The sequence below is a fragment of the Algihabitans sp. genome, assembly GCF_965226985.1.
Lineage (GTDB): Bacteria > Pseudomonadota > Alphaproteobacteria > Kiloniellales > DSM-21159 > Algihabitans.
On the sequence record NZ_OZ245712.1, the window covers coordinates 2,411,641 to 2,438,009 of the forward strand.

General features: G+C 64.4%; 25 protein-coding genes. 10 read left to right on the top strand and 15 right to left on the bottom strand.

Translation table 11 applies throughout. From position 1 onward, the window contains the following. The first annotated feature begins 107 nt into the window (after positions 1-107). From lptG to rsmA, 4 genes are all read left to right on the top strand, one after another. On the top strand, positions 108-1,232 hold the full coding sequence (gene lptG / locus ACO054_RS11090) for an LPS export ABC transporter permease LptG (RefSeq protein ID WP_421706637.1): 1,125 nt from the start codon (positions 108-110) through the stop codon (positions 1,230-1,232). Positions 1,233-1,241: 9 nt separating this feature from the next. Then, positions 1,242-3,524: an LPS-assembly protein LptD gene (locus tag ACO054_RS11095; RefSeq protein WP_421706638.1), complete on the top strand. Its 2,283-nt coding sequence runs from the start codon at positions 1,242-1,244 to the stop codon at positions 3,522-3,524. A 107-nt stretch (positions 3,525-3,631) separates the two neighbouring features. Then, entirely contained in the window at positions 3,632-4,861 is a 1,230-nt protein-coding gene (locus ACO054_RS11100) for a peptidylprolyl isomerase (RefSeq protein WP_421706639.1), read from the top strand. Further along, positions 4,858-5,727 (top strand): 16S rRNA (adenine(1518)-N(6)/adenine(1519)-N(6))-dimethyltransferase RsmA, encoded by an 870-nt coding sequence (gene rsmA / locus ACO054_RS11105; protein ID WP_421710355.1) that lies wholly within the window; start codon positions 4,858-4,860, stop codon positions 5,725-5,727. The genes ACO054_RS11100 and rsmA overlap by 4 nt, the downstream gene beginning before the upstream one ends. A 192-nt stretch (positions 5,728-5,919) precedes the next feature. Here rsmA and gmk read toward each other — a convergent pair whose 3' ends face one another. Continuing rightward, on the bottom strand, positions 5,920-6,591 hold the full coding sequence (gene gmk, locus ACO054_RS11110) for a guanylate kinase (protein ID WP_421706640.1): 672 nt from the start codon (positions 6,589-6,591) through the stop codon (positions 5,920-5,922). Positions 6,592-6,649: 58 nt separating this feature from the next. Next, positions 6,650-7,549: a YicC/YloC family endoribonuclease gene (locus ACO054_RS11115; protein WP_421706641.1), complete on the bottom strand. Its 900-nt coding sequence runs from the start codon at positions 7,547-7,549 to the stop codon at positions 6,650-6,652. 153 nt (positions 7,550-7,702) lie between these two features. Here ACO054_RS11115 and ACO054_RS11120 point away from each other — a divergent pair, with 153 nt between their 5' ends. Then, positions 7,703-8,503 carry an SDR family NAD(P)-dependent oxidoreductase gene (locus ACO054_RS11120; protein ID WP_421706642.1) on the top strand — a complete coding sequence of 267 codons (801 nt, stop codon included), beginning with the start codon at positions 7,703-7,705 and terminating at the stop codon, positions 8,501-8,503. Between the two features lie 649 nt (positions 8,504-9,152). On the opposite strand, the gene ACO054_RS11125 is transcribed toward ACO054_RS11120, so the two are convergent. The 3 genes from ACO054_RS11125 to ACO054_RS11135 are packed head-to-tail and all read right to left on the bottom strand — an operon-like array spanning position 9,153 to position 10,409. Then, positions 9,153-9,647, bottom strand: a complete 495-nt coding sequence (locus tag ACO054_RS11125; protein ID WP_421706643.1) for a hypothetical protein — start codon at positions 9,645-9,647, stop codon at positions 9,153-9,155. Then, positions 9,644-9,871 (bottom strand): helix-turn-helix domain-containing protein, encoded by a 228-nt coding sequence (locus tag ACO054_RS11130; protein ID WP_421706644.1) that lies wholly within the window; start codon positions 9,869-9,871, stop codon positions 9,644-9,646. Before ACO054_RS11130 ends, ACO054_RS11125 begins: the two co-directional genes overlap by 4 nt. Before the next feature lies 1 nt (position 9,872). Then, positions 9,873-10,409, bottom strand: a complete 537-nt coding sequence (locus tag ACO054_RS11135; RefSeq protein ID WP_421706645.1) for a hypothetical protein — start codon at positions 10,407-10,409, stop codon at positions 9,873-9,875. A gap of 74 nt (positions 10,410-10,483) precedes the next feature. Here ACO054_RS11135 and ACO054_RS11140 point away from each other — a divergent pair, with 74 nt between their 5' ends. The 3 genes from ACO054_RS11140 (at position 10,484) to ACO054_RS11150 (ending at position 12,426) form a co-directional block, all read left to right on the top strand. After that, the gene (locus ACO054_RS11140; RefSeq protein ID WP_421706646.1) at positions 10,484-11,113 is read left to right on the top strand and encodes a hypothetical protein; all 630 of its coding nucleotides are present in this window, start codon (positions 10,484-10,486) and stop codon (positions 11,111-11,113) included. A 363-nt stretch (positions 11,114-11,476) separates the two neighbouring features. Then, on the top strand, positions 11,477-12,109 hold the full coding sequence (locus ACO054_RS11145) for a LysE family translocator (protein WP_421706647.1): 633 nt from the start codon (positions 11,477-11,479) through the stop codon (positions 12,107-12,109). Further along, entirely contained in the window at positions 12,106-12,426 is a 321-nt protein-coding gene (locus tag ACO054_RS11150; RefSeq protein ID WP_421706648.1) for a hypothetical protein, read from the top strand. Before ACO054_RS11145 ends, ACO054_RS11150 begins: the two co-directional genes overlap by 4 nt. Before the next feature lie 314 nt (positions 12,427-12,740). Here ACO054_RS11150 and ACO054_RS11155 read toward each other — a convergent pair whose 3' ends face one another. From ACO054_RS11155 to sfsA, 5 genes are all read right to left on the bottom strand, one after another. Further along, the gene (locus tag ACO054_RS11155) at positions 12,741-14,579 is read right to left on the bottom strand and encodes a UvrD-helicase domain-containing protein (RefSeq protein ID WP_421706649.1); all 1,839 of its coding nucleotides are present in this window, start codon (positions 14,577-14,579) and stop codon (positions 12,741-12,743) included. Next, complete coding sequence (locus ACO054_RS11160; protein WP_421706650.1) at positions 14,576-16,648, bottom strand: ATP-dependent nuclease; 2,073 nt, start codon at positions 16,646-16,648, stop codon at positions 14,576-14,578. The genes ACO054_RS11155 and ACO054_RS11160 overlap by 4 nt, the downstream gene beginning before the upstream one ends. A gap of 456 nt (positions 16,649-17,104) precedes the next feature. Next, positions 17,105-17,905, bottom strand: coding sequence for a RadC family protein (gene radC, locus ACO054_RS11165; protein WP_421706651.1), 801 nt, complete (start codon positions 17,903-17,905; stop codon positions 17,105-17,107). A gap of 82 nt (positions 17,906-17,987) precedes the next feature. Beyond that, entirely contained in the window at positions 17,988-18,806 is an 819-nt protein-coding gene (gene map / locus ACO054_RS11170) for a type I methionyl aminopeptidase (RefSeq protein ID WP_421706652.1), read from the bottom strand. A gap of 170 nt (positions 18,807-18,976) precedes the next feature. After that, positions 18,977-19,702 (bottom strand): DNA/RNA nuclease SfsA, encoded by a 726-nt coding sequence (gene sfsA, locus ACO054_RS11175; protein WP_421706653.1) that lies wholly within the window; start codon positions 19,700-19,702, stop codon positions 18,977-18,979. A 125-nt stretch (positions 19,703-19,827) separates the two neighbouring features. Between sfsA and ACO054_RS11180 the strand changes: the two genes are divergently transcribed. Together ACO054_RS11180 and ACO054_RS11185 are read left to right on the top strand one after the other, a co-directional pair. Continuing rightward, complete coding sequence (locus tag ACO054_RS11180; RefSeq protein WP_421706654.1) at positions 19,828-20,262, top strand: hypothetical protein; 435 nt, start codon at positions 19,828-19,830, stop codon at positions 20,260-20,262. A gap of 14 nt (positions 20,263-20,276) precedes the next feature. Beyond that, entirely contained in the window at positions 20,277-21,053 is a 777-nt protein-coding gene (locus ACO054_RS11185) for a competence/damage-inducible protein A (RefSeq protein ID WP_421706655.1), read from the top strand. 133 nt (positions 21,054-21,186) lie between these two features. On the opposite strand, the gene ACO054_RS11190 is transcribed toward ACO054_RS11185, so the two are convergent. The 5 genes from ACO054_RS11190 to ACO054_RS11210 form a co-directional block, all read right to left on the bottom strand. Next, positions 21,187-21,849 (bottom strand): hypothetical protein, encoded by a 663-nt coding sequence (locus tag ACO054_RS11190; RefSeq protein ID WP_421706656.1) that lies wholly within the window; start codon positions 21,847-21,849, stop codon positions 21,187-21,189. A gap of 189 nt (positions 21,850-22,038) precedes the next feature. Continuing rightward, entirely contained in the window at positions 22,039-22,818 is a 780-nt protein-coding gene (locus ACO054_RS11195; protein ID WP_421706657.1) for an SDR family oxidoreductase, read from the bottom strand. Between the two features lie 32 nt (positions 22,819-22,850). After that, positions 22,851-24,029, bottom strand: coding sequence for an AbrB family transcriptional regulator (locus ACO054_RS11200; RefSeq protein WP_421706658.1), 1,179 nt, complete (start codon positions 24,027-24,029; stop codon positions 22,851-22,853). Between the two features lie 10 nt (positions 24,030-24,039). Next, positions 24,040-25,221 (bottom strand): acetylornithine deacetylase, encoded by a 1,182-nt coding sequence (gene argE, locus ACO054_RS11205; protein WP_421706659.1) that lies wholly within the window; start codon positions 25,219-25,221, stop codon positions 24,040-24,042. A 120-nt stretch (positions 25,222-25,341) separates the two neighbouring features. Continuing rightward, positions 25,342-26,322: a transcriptional regulator GcvA gene (locus ACO054_RS11210; RefSeq protein ID WP_421706660.1), complete on the bottom strand. Its 981-nt coding sequence runs from the start codon at positions 26,320-26,322 to the stop codon at positions 25,342-25,344. Positions 26,323-26,369: the final 47 nt, after the last annotated feature.

Below are 26,369 nucleotides of genomic sequence, written 5' to 3' on the forward strand. Positions count from 1 at the left end.
AAACAACCGCGTGACCAGGACGGTCGAGCAGAACGGCAACCAAGACGCCCCGGCGACCGGTGCCCGGCGGCAGGGAGCCTGATGACTATGTCCGGCGCCGATAGGCCATGACGGCATCCGCCACCACACAGCGCCGGGGACGGCGCCTGTCCTGGACGCTGAGCGGCTACATCGCCCGCCAGTACCTGCTGTGGTTCATGGTTTTCCTACTGGCCATCTCCGGTATCGTTCTGCTGGCCGGAACCGCCGACCGGCTGGACCGCCTGGCCAACCGCGACGGCGTCACCTTTGGCATCGTCCTGAGCGTCGCGCTATTCCGCCTGCCATCGCTGGTCCAGGAGACCATGCCCTTTGTCGTTCTGGGTGCCGCCATGTTCACCTTCTGGCGCATGACCCGGACGAACGAACTGGTGGTGACCCGCGCCGCCGGCGTATCCGCCTGGCAGTTCCTGCTACCGGCCGTCGCGCTCTCGGTGCTGGTCGGCATTCTCACCATGACCCTACTCAATCCGGTCGGCGCGGCCCTGCTGGCGCGCGCCGATCAAATCGAGGAATACTACGATCCGACGCCCGGCCCCTCGCTGGCGCTGAGGGGCGGCGGTCTTTGGCTGCGTCAGGACCAGGGCGCCGACCGGCTGATGCTTCACGCCAGCCGGGCCGACGAAGAGAGCATGACGCTCTACGACGTCATCGTCTTCCGCTACAAGGAAGAGCAGTTCTTCAATCGCATGGATGCCACCTCGGCCACGCTCGAGCCAGGTTACTGGGCCATCCGCGATGTCTGGCAGAGCCAGGCGGGGACGCCAACGGTGTTCGAGCAGGAAGTGCGAATCCCGACCAACCTGACCTCACGCAAGATCCTGGACAGCTTCGCCCCCGCCCAAACGCTTTCCTTCTGGGATCTGCCGGAGTTCATTCGTCTGCTTCAAGAGGCCGGTTTCTCGACTCAGCAGCATCGGCTGGAGTTCAACAAGCTGCTTGCCCTGCCCTTGCTGTTCACGGCCATGGTGGTACTAGCCGCGACCTTCTCTCTGCGGCCGCAGCGACGCGGTCGGGTCGGACTGATCATCCTGGCCGGCGTGCTGTCCGGCTTCGTGCTTTACTTCATGTCCAGTCTTGTCTTCGCGCTCGGCATCTCGGGCAAGCTGCCTGTCGCGATGGCGGCCTGGACGCCGGCGACGATCGCTCTGGCCCTGTCCCTGCCCTTGTTGCTGCATCTGGAAGACGGTTAAAGCGTAAGTATGTTAGGGGATTCGGGGATTCGCACGACTGACGGCCTGTCCGTTTCCGTGGCCGCAACGATCGCGGCGGCGGTCCTGTTCTTCTGGGCCGAGACAGCTCCGGCACAAACGCTGATCGACACCCCGGGGCCAGGCACGAGCGGTATCTCGGAGGATCGCCCGGCCCTGATCACGGCTGACGAGCTGGTGTACGAGGACGAACTCGGCATCATCACGGCCTCGGGGAACGTTGAGATCGCTCAGGACAGCAGCGTTCTGCTGGCCGACAGCGTCAGCTACAACCAGAACACAGAAGTCGTGGTCGCCTCGGGCAACGTGTCGCTGCTCAACGAGAACGGCGACGTCTACTTCTCGGAATACGCGGAGCTGACCGGCGACCTGCAGGAAGGGTTCATCCAGGGCATTCGCGCCCTGATGTCCGACGGCATAACCCGCGTCGCGGCGTCGCGCGGCATCCGCACCGACGGGAACCGAACGCTCTTCGAGGACACGGTCTACACGCCCTGCCCGCTCTGCCGGAGGAACCCTGACAAGCCGCCGATCTGGCAGTTGAGCGCACGCAAGGTCATTCACGATCAGGAAGCCCAGGAGGTCCGCTACCGAGACGCGACGCTGGATGTCTTCGGCGTGCCGGTCTTCTACATGCCCTACTTCGAGCATCCGGACCCAACCGTGAACCGCAAGTCGGGTCTGCTCACCGCCTCCTGGAGAAGCAGCGACTTCCTGGGCTTTCAGGCGACCCTGCCCTACTTCTGGGTCATCGACGATAACATCGATGCGACGATCACGCCGACCTTCACGACGCGGCAGAACCCCTATCTGAACCTAGAGTACCGCCATCGTTTCCCGTCCGGTTCGCTCGAGGTGCGGGGCAGCGGTACCGTAGCGGACCGCGAGAACAGGGACGGCGAGATCGACGAGGACCGCTTCCGCGGCCATATTGACGCCAACGGCCGCTTCACCCTGAATTCCCGCTGGCGCACCGGCTTCAACGTGTTCCGCGTCAGCGACGACACCTACGACCAGCTCTACGACCTGGACGTGCCGGAGACCCGGGCCCGGACCGAGAGCAACGCCTTCGTCGAGGGCTTCGGGGGCCGCAACTACTTCGCGGCCAACAGCTTCTCCTACCAGTCTCTGCGATCCGAGGAAGACGACGACATCCAGCCGCTGATCCTGCCGGAGTTCGACTTTAACTACGTTTCCCAACCTCTGGTCGCCAACAGTCTGCTGACCGCCGACGCAAACCTGCTCTACCTGACCCGGCAGAAGGGCCGACGGATGGCGCGGGCGTCTCTGGTGACCGGCTGGACCCTGCCCTATACCTCCGACTGGGGCGACGTCTGGACCTTCCGCACCAGTCTGCAGACCGACGGCTACTGGACCGAGGGCAACGACCCGGACAACCCGAACGACCTGGATCCGCAGGTCGAGGAGAACACGGAAACCGTCTTCCGCGCCTTCCCGCAAGCATCTCTGGAATGGCGATATCCCTGGGCCGTTCAGAGCGGCGGCTGGGAACAGATCATCGAACCGATCGCTCAGTTCGTCGCGGCACCGAACGGCAACTGGTTTAACCGCGGCGAGATACCGAACGAGGATTCGCTCAGCTTCGAGTTCGACGACACGACTCTGTTCGCCACCAACCGCTTCTCCGGCCTGGACCGGGTCGATCCGGGCGTACGCGCCGACTACGGCCTGCAGTACACGCTCTACACCGGCACCGAGACCTTCTCCCAGGTGTTTGTTGGCCAGTCCTGGCGGCTCAACGATACCGACGTCTTCGCCGAAGGATCGGGGATCGAGGGTGACGGTGCGTCCGATATCGTCGGCCGCGTCATCTTCAGCCCCATCTCGGAGCTCTACACGGCCTACCGCTTCCGCCTGGATCAGGAAACGCTGGATGCTCAGTTTCAGGAAGTGACCGCCTCCGTCGGCACGTCGAAACTGCGGCTCGGCCTCAACTACACCTTCACCGCCGAGCAGGAGCGCGAGGGCGGCTTCGACGAGCGCGAGACGGCCACGCTCTCGCTGACGTCGCGCCTGTCGAGGAACTGGTTCGCCAGCGGCTCCATCACCAAGGATCTGGCCGCCGACGAGCTGCAGACGGCCCGTGCGGCGCTGACCTACAGCGACGAATGCCTGCTGCTGTCCCTCTCAGCCGAGCGGCGGAACTTCGACGACCGCGAAATCCAGTCGGACACCCGTTTCCTGCTGACCATCGGCCTGGCCCAGCTCGGGCAGTTCGAAACCGGCTTGGATGGCGGTGGATCGGGAGAGTAGGCGGAACCCCAGCGGCCCACCGCGCGAGCGCCGCGTTGTCGCCACTTTGGCGCATACCTATAGTCTGATGCCGCAACGACAGCGGCCACAGCAATCGTCGAACGGATATGAACAGACTGCTTTCGACCCTTATCGCACTTCTGCTGGTCTTCGGGCTGGGAGGCTCGGCGCTTGCGCAGAACAGCCTGCGCGCCGCGGCGGTGGTGAACGACGAGGTGATCTCCGTCCTCGACGTGATCCTGCGCCTACGCATGGCCATCGTGTCATCGGGATTGGAGGATACGCCGGAGGCGCGCGACCGCCTGACCACGCCCGTGCTGCGCTCCCTGATCGACGAGCGGCTTCAGCTGCAGGAGGCGCAGCGCCTCGACATCGCCGTCACCGAGGAGGAGATCGAAGGCGGCCTCGAACGCCTGGCCCAGCAGAACAGAATGACCCGCGAGCAGTTCCTGCTTAGCCTGCGCGAACGCGGCATTCTGGAGGAGGCGATCCGCAATCAGTTGCGGGCCCAGCTGTCCTGGCGCGAGGTCATCACCCGCCGCCTGGCGCCGCAGGTCGACATCACCCTCGAGGAGATCGAGGAGACCGTGGCCCGCATCGCCGCCGACGCCAGTGAGCCTCGCGTGCGCGTCGCCGAGATCTTCATCGCCTTCGACAATCCATCGCAGGAAAACGAGGCACGGGTGACCGCCGGGCGGCTGCTGGACGAGCTGCAGAACGGCGCCCCGTTCCAGCCGGTCGCGCAGCAGTTCTCCCAGTCGGCGACCGCCTCGGTCGGCGGGGACATGGGCTGGCTGACCGTGCAGGAACTGCCCTCAGAACTGGCCGAGGTGGTCGGCCGGATGCAGCCCGGCTCCCTCGCCGGTCCGATCCGGGCCATCGGCGGCTACTACATCGTCGCGCTGATCGACCGCCGCGCGGCGGAGAACATCGAGGACCGGATCCAGCTCGCCGAGTTCATCGTCCCGGCCAGCGACGAAGACGAGCTGCAGGTGGCGACGGCTGAGGCCGCCCGCCTGGCCGAAAGCGTCCAGAGCTGCGCCCAGGCCAATAGCCTGGCCCAGCAGTACGGCGGGGCCGGCACCCAGAGCAGCCAGCCCTTCAGCACCCTGTCGGCCGAGGTGCGCGACGCGGTCTCCGGCCTGGGCATCGGCCAGCCCAGCGCACCGCTCGCGGTCGAGGGCGGTGCGGCGGTCTACACGGTCTGCCTGCGCGAGGGCGGCCGCATCGACCGCCAGGCCATCGAGAGCGACCTGCGCGCCGAGCGCGTCGAACTGCTGGCCCGCCGCTACATGCGCGACCTACGCCGGGATTCCAACGTCGAGATTCGTCTCTGAGTACCAGCGACCAAAAGCCGGGCGCCAGCGACCAAAACGCGCTCGAAGGCCTGCCGCCCTTGCGGGAGGTCATCTCGGCCAACGGGCTGGGCGCGCGCAAGAGCCTGGGGCAGCACTTCCTGCTGGACCTCAACCTGACGCGCCGGATCGCGCGTGCCGCCGGCGACCTGTCGCGCGGCACCACGGTCGAGATCGGACCTGGACCGGGCGGCCTGACGCGCGGGCTGCTGCTGGAGGGCGCGAGCCGGGTGATCGCCATCGAGAAGGATCCACGCTGCCGCGCCGCTCTGGCCGAGATCGCCGCCGCCGCCGCCGGCCGCCTGGAGATTCTGGAGGCCGACGCGCTGCAGGTGGAGCTTTCCGACCTGGGCGAGGCCCCGCGCCGGATCGTCGCCAACCTCCCCTACAACGTCGGCACACCGCTGCTGACCGCCTGGCTTGCCAGGATCGCGGAGGAGCCGGCGCTGCTGGAGTCCGTCACCGTGATGCTGCAGCAGGAAGTGGCGCAGCGTCTGGTCGCGGTCCCCCGAACCAAGCAGTACGGCCGGTTGAGCATCCTGACCCAGTGGCTCTGCGAGACCCGGCTGCTGCTCGACCTGCCGCCGCGCGCCTTCGTGCCGCCGCCCAAGGTGGTCTCCAGCGTGGTGCAACTGACGCCACGCGCCCGGCCCCTGGCGCCGGCGCCGCGCCCGGCCCTGGAGCGGGTGACCCAGGCCGCCTTCGGCCAGCGCCGCAAGATGCTGCGGCAGTCCCTCAAGTCGCTGGGCGACGCCGCCCGCCTGCTGCACGAGACCGGCCTGCCGGAGACCGCGCGCGCGGAGGAGCTGACGGTCGAGGACTTCTGCGCCCTGGCGCGGGTGCTGTAGCGGGCTGGCTCTGGGCGAGAACTGGTCGAGCCTGAACCGCAACTGTCTTTGGGATCGCCACACTTCGACAGGCTCAGGGTGAAGTTGTGATTTTGAAAATAGAGTCTTCACCCTGAGCTTGTCGAAGGGTGACCGTCCCGGGGGTGACCGTCCCGGGGGTGACCGTCCCGGCCGCTGCGTCGTCAACGGCCCCTACCCCAGCAGCTTGCCGACGAAGTCCGGCAGGCCGACCTGCCGGCGGCGGCGCAGGCGTTCGGCGTGGAGGATGCTGCGCACCTCGGCCAGGGCGGCCTCGGCGACGCGGTTCACCACGACGTAGTCGTAGTCTTCCCAATGGGGGATTTCCTGCAGCGCGTTCTTCAGACGCCGGCGGATCACCGTCTCCGCATCGGCGGCGCGGGAGAAGAGCCGGCGCTCCAGCTCGGCCAGGGAGGGCGGCAGCACGAAGACGCTGACCACGTCCTGGGCGATGGCCTCGCGCACCTGGACCGCGCCCTGCCAGTCGATGTCCAGCAGCACGTCTTGCCCGGCGTCCAGGATGCGTTCGACCGGCGCGCGCGGCGTAGCGTAGCGGTGATCGTGGACCGCGGCATGCTCCAGGAAGGCGTCGGCCTCCACCATCTCCGCGAAGCGGTCGCGATCGACGAAGTGATAGTCGCGGCCGTCCACCTCCCCGGCCCGCTTCGGCCGCGTGGTGCAGGAGACCGAGAGGCTGAGGTCCGGCTCGCTGGCCAGCAGGCCGCGCGCGATGGTCGTCTTGCCTGCGCCGGAGGGCGAGGAGATCACCAGGACGAGGCCGCGCCGCGCGACAGCCCCGCTCTCATCGTCTTCGCCGCCCTGTTTATCGTCGTCCTCGACCTGCACCGTCTCTCCGCCTCGCTTCGACCTGCCTGATTCCGGCCCTGGCTCCGACACGCTCGATCTATTCCAGGTTCTGCACCTGCTCGCGCAGCTGTTCGATGGCGCCCTTCAGCTCCAGGCCGATCCGAGTCAGCTCCACGTCGGCGGACTTGCTGCAGAGGGTGTTGGCCTCGCGGTTGAACTCCTGACAGAGGAAGTCCAGCCGCCGCCCGACCGGCCCGCCCTCGGCCAGCAGCTCCCGGCTGGCGGCGATGTGGGCGGCCAGGCGGTCCAACTCCTCGCGCACGTCGGCCTTGCCGACCAGCAGGGCCACCTCCTGGGCCAACCGCTCCTCCGGCAGAGCGGGTTCCGCCTCCAGCAGCTCGGCCAGCAGCGCCGTGAGCCGCGCCTTGATCGCCGCCGGCTGGGTCGCGGCGCAGGTGCGGGCCGCCGCCTCCAGCTCCGCGATGCGCTCCAGATGCTCATGCACCAGGGTCTGCAGGCGCGCGCCCTCCTGCCCGCGCATCTCGACCAGGGCGGCCAGCGCGGTCGAGAAGTCGTCGCGCACAGCCGCGCGCCGCGCCGCCTGCCGCTCCTCGCTCTCTTCCTCCTCGCTCTCCTCCAGCACGCCGCGCAGGGACAGCAGGCCGTCCAGCCGGGCCGGCGCCGCCGGCACCTCCGTCTCCAGCTCCTTGGCGATGGCGACGAGCTGGTCGAGCACCGCGCGGTTGACCGTGAGTTTCGCCGGCGCCTTGCCGGAGCGCAGGGTCAGGTTGGCCTGCAGGCTGCCGCGCGCCAGCGCCGCGCCAGCCAGAGCGCGAACCTCCGGCTCCAACGCCTCCCACCCGCCGGGCAGGCGGTAGCGCTGATCCAGCCCGCGGCTGTTGACCGAGCGCAGCTCCCAGGTCCAGGAGACCCGCTCGTCCTCGCCCTGGCTGCGGGCGAAACCGGTCATGGACTGAAGCGCGGCGGTGGCGGGCATAGGGGAATCCGGCTGGCAGGAGGAGGACCGCTGGACGCGGCCGAACGCCGGGCCTTATAGACCGGGGCAGCCGGCGCAACAACCTCGCCGAACCCCGAAGCTTGCAGGCCAGAACCTGGTGTATCTGGAACCTGGCGGACTTGGGAGCAGAGCGTGACCGCCGATCCGAAGCACATCCTGATCACCGGCGCCTCCAGCGGCATCGGCGCCGCGCTGGCCCGGCACTATGCCCGCAACCATCCCGGTCGCGGCCGGTCAGGGTCAGGCGAGGGCCTGCGCTTGACCCTGACCGGCCGCGACGCGGCGCGCCTGGCCGCCGTGGCCGAGGACTGTCGCGCGGCCGGCGCCGAGGTCGCCGCGCCGACCCTCGACGTGACCGACCGGACCGCGACGGCCGAGGCCATACATGCGGCGGACGCCGCCCGGCCGCTGGACCTGGTGATCGCCAACGCCGGGATCTCCGGCGGCACTGGCAGCGCCGGGGCGGAACCGGCGGAGCAGGCCCGGCGCATCTTCGCCACCAACCTGGACGGCGTGATCAACACGGTGCAGCCGGCAGTCGAGCGCATGACGGCGCGCGGCGCCGGGCAGATCGGCCTGATGGCCTCCCTCGCCGCCTTCCGGGGCTTTCCCGGCGCGCCGGCCTACTGCGCCAGCAAGGCGGCGGTGCGCGTCTACGGCGAGGCCCTGCGCGGCCACCTGGCGCCCAGCGGCGTCGGCGTCTCGGTCATCTGCCCCGGCTACGTCAAGAGCCCCATGACGGCCGTCAACGCCTTCCCCATGCCCCTGCTGATGGAGGCCGAACGGGCGGCGGCCCTGATCGCCAAGGGCCTGGCCCGCAACCGCGCCCGCATCGCCTTCCCCCGCCGCCTCTACACCCTGGTCTGGCTGCTGGCGACCCTGCCGCCGGCCCTGACCGACCCGCTGCTGCGGCGGCTGCCGGAGAAGGGGTAGGTTGGGAACCTGCTGATGATGAGGCAACAGCAAGCCTGTCCAACGGCCGTTGGGGAGGTACCACGGCACAGAGATGCGGAAGCGCGGACGCGGATCAGTTGGCGAGGACGTGCATCAGGACGAACGCGCTGAGTCCCAAGGTCCAAAGATCAAACAGGAGCATCGGCCACCTCACGGTCACCGAGTTGCACAACCAAGGCCGGGGGCCGGTTGTCTGACTGCGCAACCAAGATCTGGCAGAGAGACCTAACCAGATACAGATGAGACCGAACGCGCCAGGATAGAGAGTCGGTTCCGGCACAAGTAAGACAAGCAGCGCAGACGCCATGAGAGCGCCGAGAAGCACGACTTTCTTTATGTCATTATCGGAAGCAGACTCCAGTTTTCGGTAGAAGGGAGGAAACCCCATCCAAACCTGTACACAGACCACAAAATAGAAAATTCCAATGGAATCCAATGTGATCATTATTTTCAAAAAAGACATGATTATCGACATACAACTTTCACATCAAAAGCGACTGCTAGAAAAAATTTCGAACACATTTCCCTTTCAACACCACGCAAACTGCTTCGACCCAAAACACGTTCAGTGAACTAACGCCAACCTGGCCTTCGTAGCCAACTTTGAAGATAACGTCTCTTTTAGCCTCTAGACCTGCGCGGCAGCGATCCGCCGCCTCAGATAAGCCTCGGGATCGGGCCGCGCGGTCATCATGGTTTCGCGCCAGGCGCGCTGTTCGGCATCGATCACGGCCAGTTCCCAGACGCAGGCGACGGCTGGCCGCTTGACGGTGTCGAGCGGGGCCTCCGCACCCCAGAGCCGCCGCCGGATGTGCTGACAGAGGACCGAGCCCTGGATCCACCAATGCACCGAGACGGTGAGACCCAGGTCGCCCGGATGGACGATGACGAAGCCCAGGCCCCCGTCCTCGCCGTTGGCCTCGCCGCCGTCCTCGCCTGCGGCGGCCACGCGCGGCGGCACCTCCTCGCGCACGACAGCGCGCGCCTCCTCAAGCAGGCTGTCGGAAAGCGCCTGTCCTTCGGCACAGAGGCCGTAGATCTTGAGGCGCAGGCCCGCCGCCTCGCAGAGCCCGAGATCGGAGAGAGCGCGCGGCCGGTAGACTTCGATGGTGTCGGGTTTCATGCGTCGGCCTGTCTTTCGGCTTCGGGCTGGTACTCCAGAAGATCGCCGGGCTGGCAGTCGAGCGCGGCGCAGATCGCCTCCAGCGTGTTGAAGCGTACGCCGCGCACTTTTCCAGACTTCAGAAGAGAGAGATTCTGTTCCGCGATGCCGATGCGGGCCGCGAGATCGCGGGACGTCATCTTGCGCTTGGCGAGCATGACGTCGAGTCGGACGACGATAGGCACATCACACCACTTCACGATGATCGCGCCAGAGCTCCGCCCCGAGCGCGAAAGCGCGGGCCATGAAGCCGGCGATGAGAGCCGAAAGCGCGAGGGATATCTGTGTCGTCCCCACGGCCAATACAACGCTGCGCTCGCCCTCCGGCAAGCCCCAGGTCGCAACCAGCGAGACGAGCATCTGGGCGATCACCCCCCAGGCCAGCATGGCCCAGAGCCAGTGGGAGAGAGTCCGCGCCGTACGCCCCGCAGTTTCGGCTTCCCCTTCCGCCAAGTTCCCGAACAACCGGCGCGCGATGCCGAGAAGCAGGATCCAGATTGTGAGATGGACGGCGGCAATGCCGAGAAGGGCACCGTTTTGCCAGGCCTGCAGTGGGCCGGTTGGGAAACCGCTCACGCGGGCGAGACTTTCGCCCAGGCTGGCAGGCATCGCGACAGCGCCGAAGGCCAGCGCCGCCGCGACGGCAAAAAGCAGCAGCAGGCCGCAGGTCATGACAGTTCGGATGCGCCGTGCGGGCCGAGTGACGCTATTGGGATCGATCACCGGTGATTTCCCTTCCATAGTTTCATGTTTTACATTAAATAATTAATTTCAATCATGCAACAAACAGGACATCCATGCAGCGAAATCCGATCCCGATCCTGCTCGCCGGCCTTGCTTGCGCGGTAAGCCTGTCGGCCTGCAACTCGATTACGCCGGAGGGGGTGATCGCGGCGAGCCGGCTCGATCCCCTGAACACGCCGCCGAGCGAGATCGCCATAGCAGTCGGCGTGCCGGGCACCCTGCGCCTCGCCGACGGGGACGCTGAGTTGCGCCTGACCTTCACAGGCGGAGACGCCGCCTCGACCTTTCGCGTGGAGGAAACGGCGTCTTTGCAGCTGCGACCCGTCACGGTCGGGAAACCGCAGCCGAACTCGGATGCCGAGGTCGTTTATTCGGCACGCCTCGCGGCCGAGGACGCCGGACGCGTCGCTGCAGCGCAAGCGGAGATCAGGGACCTCAGGGCGCGAGGCATAGATGGACAGGGAACGCTCAGCGTCACGGTCACCGGCGGTTGCCTTGAAGCCCCCCCGATCAGCGCGTTGCCTGTCAGCACTTGGCTGCAGACCAACCCCGAGGACGGCTTCGTCAGTCTGACGCGACGGCAAGACCTGTTTAGAGCGCTCGACGAGCGCGATGCAGCGGCTTTGCGCGCGCAACTCGTCCCCTGCAGCGCATCGCCGACATCAGAGAGCCCCAGCGGCTGAGACGCTTCAATCCGTTCAAAAGAGTCTCGGGTAGATGCGACTGACGATTTTCGAGTTCGGCAGAGCGGCCCACAGTCGTGTTGATCGGCATCCGCGCCCCTACAACACCCCCACTCGCGTGCCCCCAGAGGCCGAGATCGGAGAGAGAGCGCGATCGGTAGACTTCGATGGAATCAGGTTTCATGCGTCGGTCTGTCTTTTTGGGACAGCCCGGGTGGCGCCCCGGATTGAGTCAACACCAGCAGGATCGTGCCGACCCCACGGTGCAGAAGCCGTTGGGCGGTCGTTGACTTGCGGGGCCATCGCGCCGACGCTGGCCTGTCGGTCGGCCTCTCGCCCCAGCGAAGACAACGGAGAAGCGGTGTGTTGGAGCCTTACGTCGCGGGCATTCTCGTCGCCTTCGGAGTCTTCGTCCTGGGCCTGTTCAGTCCGGGGCCGAACATCCTGGCGATCATCGGGACGGCCATGTCCAGCGGGCGGCGCTCCGGCAAGGCCCTGGCCCTGGGCGTCGGGACCGGCTCCTTCCTCTGGGGAACTCTCACGCTCTTCGGCCTGACCGCCCTGCTGACGGCCTATGCCGCCTTTCTGACGGTCATCAAGATCGCCGGTGTCTGCTACCTGCTGTACCTGGCCTTCAAGGCCTTCGCGGCCGCCTGGACCGGCAAGGACATGACGGTGCGAGCCGTCGAGGCCGAAGGCGGTTTCTGGAGCTGGTACCGCCGTGGCCTGCTGATCCAGATGACCAACCCCAAGGCGGCGCTGACCTGGATCGCGATCCTGTCGCTGGCGATGGACGCGACCGCCCCCTCCTGGGTCGGCGGCATCGTCGTGCTGGGCACCGGCGTCATCTCCATCGCCGGCCACCTGACCTATGCCGTCGCCTTCTCGACCGGCCCGATGGTCGCCGGCTACCGCAAGGCCCAACGCCTGATCGACGGCGCCCTCGGCAGCTTCTTCGTCTTCGCGAGCTACAAGATCGCTACGTCGGAGCGGTGAGCGGCGCGCCGGGGTGTCGCGAGAGAACCGCCCGCGTTTACGACGAAGCTCTGCGCGGATATCTGGCGCCCAGCGGTGTCGGCGTCTCGGTCGTCTGCCCCGGCTACGTGAAGAGCCCCATGACGGCGGTGAACACCTTCCCCATGCCCCTGCTGATAGAGGCCGAGCGGGCGGCGGTCCTGATCGCCAAGGGCCTGGCCCGCAACCGCGCCCGCATCGCCTTCCCCCGCCGCCTCTACGCCCTGGTCTGGCTGCTGGCGACGCTGCCGCCGGCCCTGACCGACCCGCTGCTGCGGCGCCTGCCGGAGAAGGGGTAGCTAGAGTGGCTGGCAGCCGAAACGAAATGGGTGATGACTAAAACACCTCTTCGAAACAAGCAGAAACATCAGTGTCTCTAAACAGATTTTTTGCTCTCTTTTCAAATATCTCACACGGAAATAATCAATATTCATGTATCAATACAAAAGATCAATCAATAATAATTAGAAAATACTAGGCATTACATGTGAATTCTGTAAAACAGCATGAAAGCCCGGTCAATTCTGGTTATAATTCAATCGAGCTATGCTGAGGAAAACAGTAGCTATCGAGCGCTCCGAATCTCGATACCAAGCTAGCGCCGATTTCATATTCATAGCTTCAACACGCCCACCTCCTTCTCAACAAAAAGTCTTCGGCGCAATAGTTCGACCTTGGCTTCCTCAGGCCGTTGGCAAAATAGCACTATCCGCAAATTCACCTTCGCTCGGGTGAAGCAGACGTATGCGAGTTTTCGAGAGCGTTGCATCTGGCCTTCGGTACCCTCTCCGACGACACCCGGTATCAGTAGCTTTGTAAAACTGTACTGGTGCCAGGCAGCCTCCACATCATCAAATATGACTAGGACATCGTCGTACTCTTCACCTTTCACGCCGTGCTGAGTACTGAACGCAGTGCTACCAGTTACAAAATCGGTGTAACCCAACAAATCGTCAGCACGGCTTGCAAAAAACATATCGGCAAGCCAATCCGACTTCTCCGCCGAGTTTTTTTCAGCATTGAAATCTTCATCGCGCGGCGCACGATGAAGGTTGCTTAACAAGCGGTCAGAGATCCTAACTAAGCCATTCTTCTCAGCAAATTCCAGAATCTCGCGGGTGGTGCCCGATTTCCAAAGCGCTCGTAGATCAGCCATGACCTGATTTACAAGATCGAGCATTTCCTTCAACGAGTTATGACGCAATTTACCTTTCACTGAGAACGCAGGGGAGCTATCGCGCAAGATATCTAGAAGACGCTTTTGTGCGTCATCGTGATCAGCACGGATCATAGGACAGAGCGTGTCGACGAACGGTTTCAGCAGGAAATGAGTGCCCTCTTCATATTCAGCTTGCGCGCGCGAGGACGCAAAGATGCCTGTAAATAACCTATGTAAATCAAGGAATCCCATTCTGCGGGCGATCATTTGCCGAACCAGATAGAGACGCTTTGCTTTCTTATGATCTTTCCATTCGATCAGCTCTAACGCTCTGTCAAATCGGGAGAGCGCTCGATCCAACTGCTCATCTGTATAACGACTGCGAGGAGCTGCAGGAGGCTCAGCCTCAACGATCAACAATTTAATTGAACCTGAAATAGATTTGTTCGCTGGACCAGGAACTTGCTGAATATCTGTGCGTAGTAAGTTCGCTAGGGTAATAATGGGTGTTGCCGAGCGAAAATTCTCTTCTTTGTTAATTTGGGTAAAATTTGATGAGCCAGTGAACTCCCCAACACCAGTCTCATAGATTTGCTGCATTGGATCACCGAAGTATCCGACGATCGGCAGACCTTCATCTTCGCACACTGCATTGAATGCTCGGACGACTAAATCGAAAGTATCCTGTGCCTCATCGACAAAAATGTAAGGGAACTGATACCCGATCAGTTGCTTCAAAAGAGGGTGGGTCAATATCAAATGAGAGGACAGAGCAACAACATCATCGTGCCCTATCCTGCCGCCAAGAAAGTCACTGAACTGAGTGTCGTCATACTCAAACTTATCCACTTGACCGAGATGTACTAGGACGTGTTCAAGTTCAGCGATGCGTTCACGCGCATCGCGTGCGCGCAGCGAGTTTCCGCCATTGTCTCTGTCCCGGTACTTCTCAAGCTTGGCCGGAATAAGCGACTCCTTGATAGCTGTACGAATCTCCTTGGTGTAGCGGTTAATTTGCCGCCAAAGAAAACTGTGAATCGTCGAGACTTCAAAGAGCGCATCAAAACCTAGGCGTTCTGTAATCACAGCGCAGGCGCGTTTGGTGTAGGTAATGCAAGCGACCCTCTGTCCGTCGCGTCGCAAGTTCTTTCCAAATTCCTCGCGGATAAAGTCCAACGCACCGATCAGAGAGGTTGTCTTGCCCGAACCCGCGCCGGCCACAACCGTGAAGGATTTACTTTCCTTGAGGCAGGTACGAATTTGCTCATCTGCATTAGTGAGATCGTGCTTCATGCTTGATCAGCCTCGTGGATTTGCAGATCAAGCCGCTTCGCGAGCCAAGCCAATCCTTCTTTGATGTATGATGGGGGCTCCCAATCTTCTTCACTCAGTAAGCGCAGGGCAAACTCAGCCTTCTTGAAAGTTGACTGTCTTACCTGCTCGAATATCTTTTGATTTAGCAGAGCTGGATCTTCAGGAAGCATGACATCCGATAGAATTCCATCGGCGTGGCACTCGCCGAGATTCTCATAAATTATTGTCTCTTCTAGAGTTCGCCCATGCACCGTGACAGATGCTTTTTCATACTGAATCTCAACAGGTTTCTGAAAGGCGACAAAACGATCACCATCTGCCTGGATCTGTTGCGCTACTGTTGAGCCACTCAACGCTGCTATCGAATTTTTCCCTGGAAAGAATAACTTAAGCGCACCGTTTGACGTCACAGCGCCTTTGTCCGATGCACAACAGGCTTTCATCTTTCCGCCAGCATGCGACGGCTTCACGGAGTCTATATCCGTGATTACTAGGTAGGGGATGTGCAAGAACGCCATCAGATCTGCAAAAATGTGGGCGTAAGCGCCACCAACCTCTAAGGTCGTGAGATAAGCTGAGCGCAAGCCGGGCTCGGCCATATTAATCATGGCTGGCAGCAGGATCCGCTCGGCCGCCCCTTCGATTAAGATCGCAGCATCGGCGAACATCAAATCGCAATGCGTCAGTGTTAGATATCGCTTTAAGAACTTCAAAGCATCTTCAGACGAGATGTCGTTGTCATCCGTTGACACGGCTTGCATCTGAAAACTGCGCAGGTCGAGAACTTCGGAGATTGACAGCAACGGGGTTGTCGAAGGGTCCTCGCTTCTTCTCCGGCAGCGGCGGAAATACCGGACCTTCTCGAAATCGACGGAATTGAGAATGTGAGATGAATGCGTTGTAATAACGAGCTGCGGCCCCACGCCCTCCGCCTCCGCGAGATCGTTCAGGATCATCCACATATTCGAGACAAAGGTCTGCTGAATCTGAGCATGCAGATGCACCTCAGGCTCCTCGATGAATACAACATGACAAAGGGGTCGATCTTCCGCCGTATTGGCCCACTGAACTTGGTAGTCCCGTAATTGGATAGCCATCAGGATTAGGTTCTTTAAGCCAAGTCCGTTATAGGCTTCAGGCAGCGAGTGTGGGCTTTCAGCTTCTGAGTAAAAAAGCTCAGTGGTGCCGCGCAAAGCTTCTTCTGCACCGACAGTCGAGACGATTTGAAGTTCTCTTTCATGTGCTGACGGGACACCGAGACCTTTGAGAATTTTTAGAAGCTCGGCAAAGCTTGTGCCGTAGTGTTCGGTTAGCCGCGCATTGTTCTCTTCGACAATCCGTACCGCTTCCTCTCCAGCTTCGGCATGCTGCAAGTTTTCTCGATAAAAGGTCGCAAAGGCAGAAGACAATTTACTGCCCCGACTCGTCTCTTCATCGTCCTGCACATAGCGTTGCGCATCGACAAAATCGACACGCAAAAGCGAGCGCAGTGTCCGCTTTCCTTCGACGGGTTGAATAGGAAGGCGCTCGACAGCCTCTCCGTCGAGTCTAAGTGCGTGATACTTGATCGAGAAGTGCTTCCGCAGGTTTCCCTCAAGGCTGAGAAACTCGCTCAACTCCCGCTTTCGATTGCCGTCTTTATCTGCGGGGAAAGTAATCTCGTAGTTGCGCCAAAGCTCCGCTTTATCATTGACTGAAAACGTGCAGCCTATGCCGATTTCAGGCGTTCCACTCAGATCCGAAATTAGTGAAATCACACGCATATACTCGACCGACAACGGGTCAAGCGAGAGCCATAAATCCAAACGAATATGCGGAAGGTTAGCGGCTTCCGTACCGGGGTCGAAGCTGTCAATTAATGATAGCGAAGCTAGAGGGAAATCATGAATCTTGAAATCTCGCTTCCCAAGAAAACAACGAAACAAACTAGTGGCGGATGTCTTGCCACTATTATTCGGACCAACAAATACTGTTTCCCGTTCATCAAATTCAAAAATGACATTTTCGAGTCTTCGAAAATTTTTAATGTGCGCGCGCTGCAGTTTCATTTTAGACCTCAGCCAGCCAGAGCTTGCAACCACTCGACTTGCATCAACAGCACAACTCTCAAAAAGGGTAACGCTGTCTAGCGAGGCCTGTCACTGTAACGCAACCCTAGCTTCTTTGCCACTTTGAATTTACAATTCTAAGTGTATGAATCTAGCTTTCCCAAGGATCCAACGTTGTTTTGATTCTGGATATGAATTAAATTTTTTATATTATTGGCATGATACTAAATCTTATTTAGCTTTATTTATTTTCGAAACAACTGAATGCGCAATTTATTTGCGGACTTTGTAATAAAAATTGCGATTATTCACGGCAAAGGCGAGGTCTATTCTGCGCCATGCTCCCGTCCAGACACTCAATCCTCTTCTAGCGGCTAGCCGGCGACTGCATGGAGTTCAAGTTGGATACGGTGACTTTAATCATGTGATTGAGCACGGCTAGATACAGCCTCCCCCTCACAACAACCCCAGCGACCGGAAGCTCGCGTGTCCCTCGCGGCCTATCACGACGTGGTCGTGGACGCGGATTTCCAGCTTGGCGGCGGCCTCGACCACCGCCTGGGTCATGGCGATGTCGGCCTGGCTGGGGGTGGGGTCGCCGGAGGGGTGGTTGTGGACCAGGATGAGGGCGGAGGCGTTCAGTTCCAGGGCGCGCTTGACCACCTCGCGCGGGTAGACCGGGGTGTGGTCGACCGTGCCGCGCTGCTGGCGTTCGTCGGCGATCAGCTTGTTCTTGCGGTCGAGGAAGAGGACGTGGAAGCACTCGACCCGCTCGTGCGCCAGGGCGACGCGGCAGTAGTCGAGCAGCTTCTGCCAGGAGGCGACGACCGGCCGGTCCTGGGCCTGCTCAAGGGCCAGGCGGCGCGCCGCCTCCGGCACCACGGTCAGCACGGCCGCACCGGCCTCCCCCAGGCCCTTGACCTTGGCCAGTTCCGCCGGGGTCGCGGAGAGCGCGCGCTCCAGGCTGCCGAAGCGGCTGAGCAGTTGCTTGGCCAGGGGCTTGGTGTCGCCGCGCGGGTTGGCGGCGAAGAGCAGCATCTCCAGCAGCTCGTGATCGAGCAGCGTGCCCGGCCCTTGCTCCAGCAGGCGGCGGCGCAGGCGCGCGCGGTGGCCGAGGTAATGGGGTTTCTCGGGTGAGGGTTTCTCGGGCGCTGGGGCGCCACCGATGTCCTGGGGGCCGCTATCCGAGCTGCCCGCCTTCGGGTCGCCCGCCTTCGGGTCGCCCGCTTTCGGGTGTTTGCCGATCAGGTCGTCCAAACCGCTCCCCCTTTCGCGGTCCTGTAGCCTTGTCGTCGGCGTGCCAGGCGTGCCCGCGTCAGGCCCCCTGCGCGCGCCTGCCTTACGCCCCCTCGTAGGGCGGGCAGGTCCAGCCCTTGGGCGAGCCGGTGAAGATCTCGTAGCCGTCGGCCGTGACGCCGATGGAGTGTTCGAACTGCGCGGAGAGCGAGCGGTCGCGGGTCACCGCCGTCCAGCCGTCGTCCAGCAGCTTCACCTCATAGCGGCCGGCGTTCACCATCGGCTCGACGGTGAAGAACATCCCCTCCTCCAGCACCGCGCCGGTGCCGGGGCGGCCGTAGTGCAGGATCGAGGGGGCGTCGTGGAAGACGCGGCCGAGCCCGTGGCCGCAGAAGTCGCGCACGACGGAAAAGCGGTTGCCCTCGGCGAAAGACTGTATGGCGTGGCCGATGTCGCCCAGGGTGGCGCCGGGCCGGACCACCTGAATGCCGCGCATCATGGCCTCGTAGGTCACCTCGACCAGCTTGCGCGCCTTCACGCTGGGCTTGCCGACGTAGAACATGCGGCTGGTGTCGCCGTGCCAGCCGTCCAGGATGACGGTCACGTCGATGTTGATGGTGTCGCCGTCCAGCAGCTTCTTCTGCGGGCTGGGAATGCCGTGGCAGACCACGTGGTTGACGGAGGTGCAGATCGACTTGGGAAAGCCCCGGTAGTTCAGCGGCGCCGGAACGGCGCCGCTGGCGACGATAAAGTCGTGGGCCTGGCGGTCCAGCTCCTCCGTCGTCACGCCGGGCTTCACCAGGGGCGTCAGATAGTCCAGCGTCTCGGCGGCCAGGCGGCCGGCCCGGCGCATGCCCTCGAAGTCCTCGGGGCCGTGGATCACGATCTGTCGCCGCTCGGCGAGGGCCTGCTGATCTTGCATCGCGCCTGTGCTTGCTCTCATGGGTGAGGAGGGGAAACCCGCGCCGGACGCACCCGCGACGGCCCGGCGGCCTGCTCGAATGCGCTAGTTTGCACCTGACGCGGAGCGGTTCAAGGCCTTCGCGTTCCACCCCAGCTCCGCCGGGGCCTGCCGCCGGTCCTGACGGGACGCTAGATGTCGAGCGGCAGGGGATGCAACGCCCGGATCTCCTGCGGCGTGATCTCGCAGGCCAGGCAATAGGCCTCGACGCCGCGCGCCAGGGCCCGTGTCAGCGCCTTGGCGTAGCCGGGGTCCAGATCCTCGGCGATCGCGAAGCTGCGGCAGTCGCCGCGCTGCACGATGTAGAGCATGACCGCGCGATGCCCCGCCTCGACCATGTCGCCCAGCTCTTCCAGATGCTTTGCGCCGCGCGTGGTGACGCAGTCGGGAAACTCCGCCAGCCCCTCGGCCCGGCGCAGGTGGACGTTCTTGACCTCGACGTAGCAGGGCGGCCGCCCTTCCTCCTCCAGCAGCAGGTCGATGCGGCTGTTGCGGCCGTACTTGACCTCCCGGCGCAGGCCGCCATAGCCCGACAGCTCCGGCAGGACCCCGGCCGAGATGGCCTCGGCCGCCAGGCGGTTGGGATGGCCCGTGTTGATCCCGACCAGGCCCTCGCCCAGCCCCTCCGCCGGCTCCGTCAGTTCCCAGGTCCAGCGCAGCTTGCGGGCCGGGTTGGCGGCGGGCGACAGCCAGACCCGCACGCCGGGCGTGGCGAGGCCCAGCATGGCGCCGGGGTTGGGGCAGTGCGCCGTGGCCTCTCCGCCCTCCTCGCGCCCCTCCTCGAAGACGACGTCGGCGAGGAAGCGCTTGTAGCGGCGGATCAGGCGGGCGGGGACGAGCGGAGAGTCGAAACGCATGGCGGGCGCGAAGCTAAAGCACTTCGCCGGCTGGGGGAATCGCGGGTTCGCCCCCATTGCTCGGGTGAGGCAGGCGAAAGCCTTCGCACTTGCGGGGCGCGGCGGCGCAGGTCACTTTACAGGCTATGATAAAGCTCACCTTCCTGTTGCCCGCCGCCCTTCTGTTCCTGTTGTCCGCCTGCGGCTCGTCCGATCCCGCGCCCAGCGGCCTGCCCAGCGCCACGGCGCCGGCGGGCGAGACCTCGCCCCTGCTCTCGGTGCCGCCGGAGGCGCTGGTCTGGAGCCAGCCGGGCGTGGCCGACGCGCGGCGGCAGGACGACATCGAGAGCTGCTACGCCTTCTCGCGCGCTCGGGTCCGCAGCAACCGGCAGATCGACCAGGACATCAGCGGCAACCTCAGCCAGTCCGGCAGCTACAACGTCGCGCGTCAGTTCCAGGGCCGGCTCGACGACTTCGAGGCCCGAAACCGGCAGTCGCGCCTGTTCGGGGACTGCATGGAATCCAAGGGCTACGTGCAGGGCGCGCCGGCCGGCTCCGCTCCGCCGCCGCCGGCCCAGTAGAGCGGCCGGCCCGCATGTCCGAGGATACCGCTAGCTCCGCGCGCCCGGACCGCATCGTCACGGCGGCGGTCCTGCTGATCGGCAACGAGATTCTTTCGGGGCGGACCAAGGACGCCAACCTGGGCTACATCGCGCAGCGCTGTACCGAGCTGGGCATCCGCCTGATCGAGGCGCGGGTCGTGGCGGACGACGAGGCCGCTATCGTGGAGGCCGTCAACGCCCTGCGCGCGCGGGTCAACTACCTCTTCACGACGGGCGGCATCGGCCCGACCCACGACGACATCACGGCGGACTGCATCGCCAAGGCTGTCGGCCGCCCGCTGATCGAGCATCCCGAGGCGCGCGCCCTGCTGGACGCCCACTACGGCGACAAGATCAACCCGGCCCGCCTGCGCATGGCGCGCACGCCCGAGGGGGCTGCGCTGATCGAGAACCCGGTCAGCACTGCGCCCGGCTTCCGGATCGAGAACGTCCACGTCCTGGCCGGCATACCGACGATCATGCAGGCGATGTTCGAAAGCCTGGCCCCCGGCCTGGTCGGCGGCGCGCCGCTGCTGTCCCGCGCGCTGGAGGTCGACCTGCCGGAGAGCGTGATCGCCGGCGTGCTGACCGACGCCCAGGCCGCCTTCGCCGAGACCCTAGACATCGGCAGCTACCCCTTCGCCCGGGGCGGCGGCTTCGGCGTCTCCGTCGTGCTGCGCAGCACCGACGGCGACACGCTGCAGCGCGGCCTGGACACCGTCGCCAATGGCCTGCGTGGCCTGGGCGGCACGGTGGAAGAGCGGGTCTGACGTTAGGCCGTTTGACTGAGATCCAGTCGTCCCTGTTCGGCAGCGCCGGCAAGCACGTCACGACACCCGATCTCGCTCTGGACGTGTAGATAGCGGGCTTTTGAGAAGCCCCGTGCGTCAGAAGGGCAGCATCTCACGAGTCGGAGCACACAATGGTCGCTTCGACCAAGCTGCAATCCCGATAGGTCGGTTGCGCTTCGCTGTACAGGATCTGCTCATTCTGCGGCCAGTCTTCGATGGCTTCCTCCTGCTCCTCGGACAGACCGAATTGCACCACGAGGGCAACATCGCTGCGATCCGCAACCGCTCGTTCGATCTCTCTGAAACCAGCTTGAAGCCGGAAGGCGTGCCGTAACGTCAGATTGTTGGCTTCTCCCCAGGCAATCTGCCGCTCCATCAAGCTGGCATTGGTCTGGTCGATCTGAGCAAAGAGACCGCGATAGACCTCAGCATGCCCTGGAGAGAACTTGCCGTACTCCTCGAACGCCAGACGGCGGCAAGGCTTCCGAGCCTCGCGATAATCGAGAAGCGCGACACGCTCCTCATCGGTAATCGTGTCGCGTTCGACAAGCAGTACGAGCGACGCGGACTTGGTCCCCATGGCGCGAGCGAGCCGCGTCCTGCTTTGGCTCTTCTCAGCGGCCGCCCGGCGGCAGGCGTCCAGCTTCTCTTGTGTCTGCTTGAGGTTCGCGCCGAACTCGGACAAGGGCGGCTCCGGTGTTGCACAGGCCGACAACACTACGAGGCTGAAAGCGGCAAAACCCGAGAGCATCAGACGCTTTGGCAAACTGGTCATTCTCTAGTCTCGGCCACGCCACCAGGCATCGCCGCCTCCTGCCGATAGTGCCTGACTTGCGAGGCACGGAATCAACAATCATTCGTTGTTCGGAACCCCTTTCATCTTCGTTAAAGTTATAATGCCGATCCCGATGGAACGATCGGAGAGCCTGGCCAAGAGACTCCCAGAAACAGGTTCGCTCGGACCTCAGCGCAGCACTTCGATGTTGCCGTCGATGGACAGCGCCTGGCCGCTGATCCGGGCGCCGGAGGGGCCGGCGAGGTAGAGGGCCATGTCGGCGATGTCCCGGGCCGTCACGAAGCTGCGCAGGGAGATGTCGCGCGTCAGCTCGGCGCGCATCTCGGCCTCGGAGATCCCACGCGCGGCGGCCTTGGCCGCGATCACCCGGTCGATCCGTTCGCCCTCCACCGGGCCGGGACAGAGTGCGTTGACCCGGATGCCGTCGGGGCCGAGTTCCATGGCGAGGGACTGGGTCAGACCGACCACCGCCCACTTGCTGGCTACGTAAGGCGTGCGCAGGGGATAGCCGCGCAGCCCCGCCGCCGAGGCGAGGTTGACGATGCAGCCGCCACCGGCCGCCCGCAGCAGCGGCACGGCCTGCCGGATGCAGAGGAACTGTCCGGTGACGTTCACGTCGAGCGTCCGGCGCCAGTCCTCCAGTTCGATGTCTTCGACCGCCGCCGTCGGCCCGGCGATCCCGGCATTGTTCACCAGAACGTCCAGGCCACCGAGACTGGCCTCCGCCTCCCGGAACAGGCGCGCCACGGCCTGAGGATCGCAGACATCCGCCAGCGTGGTTCCGGCCGGCTGCAACTCGGCGGCGGTTGCCTCGAGCGCGGGAGCGTCGAGGTCGCAGAGGTGCACCTTGGCGCCACCGTCCAGGAAACGCTCGGCGATGTCGCGTCCGATGCCAGCCGCCCCGGCCGTCACCACGACGCGCAGTCCCGCGATCCCCGCCTGCGCCATACCCGGTGCCTCTCCTTATGCGCTGCCGGCGATCATTCGCGCTTGGGCGGTCGTCGCCAGCCCATCAGCCGGAAGGCGGCGGGGGCCAGCACCACGATCAGCACGATCCGAACGATATGGTGGGTGGCGACGAAGGCCGCGTCGGCGCCCAGCGCGATGGCGATCAGACTCATCTCGGCCAGGCCGCCCGGCGCGAAGGCCAACACCAGGGCGCGCGGATCCAGATCCAGCGCGAGACTCAGGCCGCCGGCGAACAGCAGGGTCACGGCCACCAGGATCGCGGTCGCGCCGAAGGACTGCACCAGGGTCTGGAGCACCAGCCGCAGCTCGGTGCCGGCGAAGCGCGCGCCGATGGCGGCGCCGACGGCCACCTGGGCGGCCGAGACCAGCTCGACCGGCGGCGCGGCGTCCGTCCAGCCGGCCAAGTGCACGACGGCGCTGACCAGCATCGGCCCGACCACGGCGGCGGCCGGCACCTTGACCGCCCGGGCCAGGGCGAAGCCGACCAGGCCGCAGAGCGCCAGGATGCCCAGGTCGACCGGCGGAATGCTGGCGATGGGCAGACCGGCGGCCGGACGGCTGCCCGGCTCGAACTCCTCCAGCCAGCGGAAGGCGAAGGGGATGGTCAGCACCACCAGCAACAGCCGTGAGGCATGGGCGAGCGAAATGCGCCGGGCGTCGCCGCCCATCTCGCCGCCGACCACGATCATCTCGGACAGGCCGCCGGGCATGGCCGAGAAGTAGGCGGTGATCGGGTCGTAGCCGCAGACGCGCCGGAAGTAGAGCAGGCCCGCGCCGCCGGCCAGGGCGATGTAGGCGAAGAGCGACAGCAGGCTGACGATCCACTCGTCGAGCCGCGCCAGGATCTCGGGTGTAAAGCCGCTGCCCAGCATGACGCCGAGCACCGCCACCATCACGGTGCGCAGCGGTTGCGCCATGGCAATCGGCGCGCCCGCGACGGCGGCGACCGTCGTCGCGGTCATGGCGCCGATCATCCAGGGCAACGGCAGGTCGAGCGCCGAGGCAGCCCAGCCGCCCAGGGTGCCGAGCAGCAGGGCCAGGGCGATGCCCGGCGCTCGCTGCTTCAGGGTCGCCTTGGTCGCGACCTCGCTGGCCGAGTCCGAGGCTGGTTCGGACCCGGGGTCGGCGGCAGGACCCGGAGCCGGATCTGGAGCCGGATCGGGGGGTGGGCTTGGGGGCGAGTCTCGCACTCAGCCGCGCCTAGGCGGCCGACAGGCGCTCGGCGACCAGACGCTCCGTCAGGCGGTCCATGAAACGCTCGCAGAGCGCAACCTGGTCCAGAGCGATGAATTCATTGGGCTTGTGCGCCTGTTCGATGGAGCCGGGCCCGCAGACCACCGAGGGAATGGAAGCCTCGTTGAAGAGGCCGGCCTCGGTGCCGAAGGCGACCTTGCTGGTGGCGTTGGCGCCGGTCAGGGCCTTGGCCAGGGCCACGACCGGATGCTCGCCGGGCGTGTCCATCGGCGCGATGGTCGACATCTCCTGGAAGCTGAAGCCCGTGCCGGGCCGACGCGCCTGCATCTCCGGCTCCAGCACATCGCGTGCGTAGGCAACGACCTCCTCGTAAAGCGGCTGGTAGCTCTCGGTCGGCAGATTGCGGAACTCGAACTCGAAACTGCAGTCCTTGGGCACGATGTTGAGCGCCGTGCCACCCTGGATCGTTCCGGTGTGAACCGTGGTGTGGGGCACGTCGAAGTCGTGATCGAAGGGACCTTCGGCTTCCTTACGCCGCGCCATCTCCTGCAGCTTGACGACCAGACGCGCCGCGTACTCCACCGAGTTCACGCCGGTCGGCGCCAGCGAGGAGTGGGACTCGAAACCGCGCACGTTGCACTCGACCGAGATCTTGCCCTTGTGGGCGTTGATGACCTTCATGTCGGTCGGCTCGCCGACCACCACCAGCGCCGGCTTGACCGGCAACTCGGCCAGACGGGCCAGCATGGGGCGCACGCCCAGGCAGCCAACCTCCTCGTCGTAGGAAAAGCAGAAGTGCACCGGCGTCTGAAGGTCCGCCTTGGCGAAGACCGGCGCCTTGGCGAGAGCGACCGCGACGAAGGACTTCATATCGCAGGTCCCGCGCCCGTAGAGCTTGCCGTCCTTCTCGACGATCTCCCAGGGATCGGTCTGCCACTCCTGGCCATCCACGGGCACCACGTCGGTGTGGCCGGAGAGGGCGATTCCCGGGCGGTCGGCCGGGCCCAGGGTGGCGTAGAGATTGGCCTTCTGACCGGTCTCGTCGTAGATCAGCTCGCAGCTCGCGCCCAGGTCGGCCAGATAATCCCGCACGTACTCGATCAGACCGAGGTTGGAATTCCGACTGGTGGTGTCGAAGGAGATCAGCTTGCGGATCATTTCAAGCGAGGACTCGGAGGGGCGGGCCATTCGGGACCTTTCCTGCGGCTAGGGGTGTCTTGAACAGATACAACGGATGGAAACGTTATAGCAGCAGCGCGAGCAAAGTGCAGCCGCCCCCCGGCGCAAGGCAGGGCCGCAAATTCGCGCTCACAGGTTGCGGGGCGATCCCAGGGTGTGCTGCTCCGCCTCCGGCGGGCGCTGCAGCAGGGCGAAAGGCGTGGACTCGCTGCGGGCCTCAGCCAGCAGCCAGTCCCGGAAGGCGACGACCTTGGGCCGTTCCGCCATGACCGGGCTGGAGACGATCCAGTAGGCGAAGCGGGTCCGCAGCCGGGGGCCGAAGGGACAGACCAGGCGGCCGGCGCGCAGATCGTCGCAGGCCAGCGACAGCCGACCCAGCGCCACGCCTTCGCCCGCCATCGCCGCCTCCAGAACCATGGCCATGTGGGAGTAGCCGGGGCCGCGCTCCATATCGATGCCGCAGTCCTGCAGACCGGCCGCCTGAAACCAGACGCGCCAGTCCGGACTGTCGGCCGTGCCGCTGACCTCGTCGTGCAGCAGGGTATGGTGTTTCAGATCTTCCGGCCTCCGCAGGGCGTTATCCCCTTCGCAGAGAGAGGGCGCGCAGACCGGCAAGATCTCGTCGCCCATCAGCCAGTCGACCCGCAGGCCCGGATAGACGCCGGATCCGTAGCGCAAGCCGATATCGATCTCCTCGCGCTCCATGTCCACCAGACGGTCGTCGGCGGAGACCAGGACATCGACCCCCGGCTGGGTCGCGCGAAAGCGGGCGAGGCGCGGGAGCAGCCACTTCGACGCGAAGGAGGACAAGGCCGAGACGCGCAGCGGACCGCCGGCCTCCGCCTGCCGCAGGCGCCGGGCGGCGGCGTCCAGCAGATCGAAGGCCTCCTGCGCGGCCGGCAGCAGGCTGCGGCCGGCCTCAGTCAAGGCAAGCGCCCGGTTGAGCCGACGGAACAGGGACACCCCGAGATGCTCCTCCAGCGCCTTGACCTGATGACTGACGGCCGCCTGGGTCACGACCAACTCCTCCGCCGCCTTGGTGAAGGAGAGATGGCGGGCCGCCGCCTCGAAGGCGCGCAGGGCATTGAGCGGAGGAAGACGACGACGCATGGCAGCCTTGCTCGCCTATAAAATTTCTAATCTCAACCCCGAGATAA

Coding starts and splice junctions, on each gene's coding strand:
- lptG (WP_421706637.1), top strand. CDS start 108: ATGACGGCATCCGCCACCACACAGCGCCGGGGACGGCGCCTGTCCTGG.
- ACO054_RS11095 (WP_421706638.1), top strand. CDS start 1,242: ATGTTAGGGGATTCGGGGATTCGCACGACTGACGGCCTGTCCGTTTCC.
- ACO054_RS11100 (WP_421706639.1), top strand. CDS start 3,632: ATGAACAGACTGCTTTCGACCCTTATCGCACTTCTGCTGGTCTTCGGG.
- ACO054_RS11115 (WP_421706641.1), bottom strand. CDS start 7,549: ATGCCCGCCACCGCCGCGCTTCAGTCCATGACCGGTTTCGCCCGCAGC.
- ACO054_RS11125 (WP_421706643.1), bottom strand. CDS start 9,647: ATGAAACCCGACACCATCGAAGTCTACCGGCCGCGCGCTCTCTCCGAT.
- ACO054_RS11140 (WP_421706646.1), top strand. CDS start 10,484: ATGCAGCGAAATCCGATCCCGATCCTGCTCGCCGGCCTTGCTTGCGCG.
- ACO054_RS11155 (WP_421706649.1), bottom strand. CDS start 14,579: ATGAAGCACGATCTCACTAATGCAGATGAGCAAATTCGTACCTGCCTC.
- ACO054_RS11160 (WP_421706650.1), bottom strand. CDS start 16,648: ATGAAACTGCAGCGCGCGCACATTAAAAATTTTCGAAGACTCGAAAAT.
- map (WP_421706652.1), bottom strand. CDS start 18,806: ATGCAAGATCAGCAGGCCCTCGCCGAGCGGCGACAGATCGTGATCCAC.
- sfsA (WP_421706653.1), bottom strand. CDS start 19,702: ATGCGTTTCGACTCTCCGCTCGTCCCCGCCCGCCTGATCCGCCGCTAC.
- ACO054_RS11180 (WP_421706654.1), top strand. CDS start 19,828: ATGATAAAGCTCACCTTCCTGTTGCCCGCCGCCCTTCTGTTCCTGTTG.
- ACO054_RS11185 (WP_421706655.1), top strand. CDS start 20,277: ATGTCCGAGGATACCGCTAGCTCCGCGCGCCCGGACCGCATCGTCACG.
- ACO054_RS11190 (WP_421706656.1), bottom strand. CDS start 21,849: ATGACCAGTTTGCCAAAGCGTCTGATGCTCTCGGGTTTTGCCGCTTTC.
- ACO054_RS11195 (WP_421706657.1), bottom strand. CDS start 22,818: ATGGCGCAGGCGGGGATCGCGGGACTGCGCGTCGTGGTGACGGCCGGG.
- argE (WP_421706659.1), bottom strand. CDS start 25,221: ATGGCCCGCCCCTCCGAGTCCTCGCTTGAAATGATCCGCAAGCTGATC.
- ACO054_RS11210 (WP_421706660.1), bottom strand. CDS start 26,322: ATGCGTCGTCGTCTTCCTCCGCTCAATGCCCTGCGCGCCTTCGAGGCG.